The following is a 3,046-nucleotide window of genomic DNA, read 5'->3' on the forward strand; positions in this document are numbered from 1 at the left end:
ATGTCTCTCGCTCATTCAAATAATGAGAGACAACTTTGGTGATTTGAACATCAACTCGAAACTCCTTCGGGTTGTATGGTTAAGTGACTAAGCGTACACGGTGGATGCCTTGGCAGTCAGAGGCGATGAAGGACGTATTAACTTGCGATAAGCCCAGATTAGGTAGTAAAAACCATTTGAGTCTGGGATTTCCGAATGGGGAAACCCAATACCATAAGGTATTACTGTTGAGTGAATACATAGCTCAACAGGGCGAACCGGGGGAACTGAAACATCTAAGTACCCCGAGGAAAAGAAATCAACCGAGATTCCGAAAGTAGCGGCGAGCGAAATTGGACTAGCCCTTAAGCTTTACACGCGTTAGACGAACGGTCTGGAAAGGCCGACGATACAGGGTGATAGTCCCGTAGTTGACGACGTGTGTTCAGTGAAATCGAGTAGGGCGGGACACGTGATATCCTGTCTGAATATGGGGGGACCATCCTCCAAGGCTAAATACTACTGACTGACCGATAGTGAACCAGTACCGTGAGGGAAAGGCGAAAAGAACCCCTGTGAGGGGAGTGAAATAGAACCTGAAACCGTGTACGTACAAGCAGTAGGAGCAGGCTTTGTCCTGTGACTGCGTACCTTTTGTATAATGGGTCAGCGACTTATATTCAGTGGCAAGGTTAACCATCTAGGGGAGCCGTAGGGAAACCGAGTCTTAACTGGGCGTTCAGTCTCTGGATATAGACCCGAAACCAGGTGATCTAGCCATGGGCAGGTTGAAGGTTGAGTAACATCAACTGGAGGACCGAACCGACTAATGTTGAAAAATTAGCGGATGACTTGTGGCTAGGGGTGAAAGGCCAATCAAACCTGGAGATAGCTGGTTCTCCCCGAAAGCTATTTAGGTAGCGCCTCGGACGAATACTACTGGGGGTAGAGCACTGTTAAGGCTAGGGGGTCATCCCGACTTACCAACCCTTTGCAAACTCCGAATACCAGTAAGTACTATCCGGGAGACACACGGCGGGTGCTAACGTCCGTCGTGGAGAGGGAAACAACCCAGACCGCCAGCTAAGGTCCCAAATTACTACTAAGTGGGAAACGATGTGGGAAGGCTCAGACAGCCAGGATGTTGGCTTAGAAGCAGCCATCATTTAAAGAAAGCGTAATAGCTCACTGGTCGAGTCGGCCTGCGCGGAAGATGTAACGGGGCTAAGTAGTAAACCGAAGCTGCGGCAATGCACTTTAGTGCATTGGGTAGGGGAGCGTTCTGTAAGCGGTTGAAGGTGTGTGGTAACGCATGCTGGACGTATCAGAAGTGCGAATGCTGACATGAGTAACGATAAAGGGGGTGAAAAACCTCCTCGCCGGAAGACCAAGGGTTCCTGTCCAACGTTAATCGGGGCAGGGTAAGTCGACCCCTAAGGCGAGGCCGAAAGGCGTAGTCGATGGGAAACGGGTTAATATTCCCGTACTTCTTACAATTGCGATGGGGGGACGGAGAAGGCTAGGTGGGCCTGGCGACGGTTGTCCAGGTTCAAGTGCGTAGGCTGAGAAATTAGGTAAATCCGGTTTCTCTTAAGGCTGAGACACGACGTCGAGCTACTACGGTAGTGAAGTCATTGATGCCATGCTTCCAGGAAAAGCCTCTAAGCTTCAGATTGTAAGGAATCGTACCCCAAACCGACACAGGTGGTCGGGTAGAGAATACCAAGGCGCTTGAGAGAACTCGGGTGAAGGAACTAGGCAAAATGGTACCGTAACTTCGGGAGAAGGTACGCTCTCGACGGTGAAGTCCCTCGCGGATGGAGCTATTGAGAGTCGCAGATACCAGGTGGCTGCAACTGTTTATTAAAAACACAGCACTGTGCAAAATCGCAAGATGACGTATACGGTGTGACGCCTGCCCGGTGCCGGAAGGTTAATTGATGGGGTTAGACTTCGGTCGAAGCTCTTGATCGAAGCCCCGGTAAACGGCGGCCGTAACTATAACGGTCCTAAGGTAGCGAAATTCCTTGTCGGGTAAGTTCCGACCTGCACGAATGGCGTAATGATGGCCACGCTGTCTCCACCCGAGACTCAGTGAAATTGAAATCGCTGTGAAGATGCAGTGTACCCGCGGCTAGACGGAAAGACCCCGTGAACCTTTACTACAGCTTGGCACTGAACATTGACCCTACATGTGTAGGATAGGTGGGAGGCTTTGAAGCGCAGTCGCTAGATTGCGTGGAGCCGTCCTTGAAATACCACCCTTGTAGTGTTGATGTTCTAACGTTGACCCCTTATCGGGGTTGCGGACAGTGCCTGGTGGGTAGTTTGACTGGGGCGGTCTCCTCCCAAAGCGTAACGGAGGAGCACGAAGGTGGGCTAATCACGGTTGGACATCGTGAGGTTAGTGCAATGGCATAAGCCCGCTTGACTGCGAGAATGACAATTCGAGCAGGTGCGAAAGCAGGTCATAGTGATCCGGTGGTTCTGAATGGAAGGGCCATCGCTCAACGGATAAAAGGTACTCCGGGGATAACAGGCTGATACCGCCCAAGAGTTCATATCGACGGCGGTGTTTGGCACCTCGATGTCGGCTCATCACATCCTGGGGCTGAAGTCGGTCCCAAGGGTATGGCTGTTCGCCATTTAAAGTGGTACGCGAGCTGGGTTTAGAACGTCGTGAGACAGTTCGGTCCCTATCTGCCGTGGGCGTTGGAGAATTGAAAGGGGCTGCTCCTAGTACGAGAGGACCGGAGTGGACGAACCTCTGGTGTTCGGGTTGTGTCGCCAGACGCATTGCCCGGTAGCTAAGTTCGGGATCGATAACCGCTGAAAGCATCTAAGCGGGAAGCGAGCCTTGAGATGAGTTCTCCCTGATACTTTAAGTATCCTAAAGGGTTGTCGTAGACTACGACGTTGATAGGCAGGGTGTGTAAGCGTTGTGAGGCGTTGAGCTAACCTGTACTAATTGCCCGTGAGGCTTAACCATACAACACCCAAGGGGTTTTGATGGACTCAATGAAAGAACATTGAATGTGTAAGAACGAGAATTAAAAAACAGCTTTCC

General features: G+C 51.1%; 1 rRNA gene. It reads left to right on the forward strand.

The features are described from left to right. The first annotated feature begins 77 nt into the window (after positions 1-77). Positions 78-2,968: ribosomal RNA gene (locus R7F64_RS23660) — 23S ribosomal RNA — on the forward strand. The last annotated feature ends 78 nt before the right edge of the window (positions 2,969-3,046 follow it).

It is taken from the genome of Vibrio sp. Vb1980, assembly GCF_033338615.1.
Classification (GTDB): Bacteria; Pseudomonadota; Gammaproteobacteria; order Enterobacterales; family Vibrionaceae; genus Vibrio; species Vibrio alginolyticus.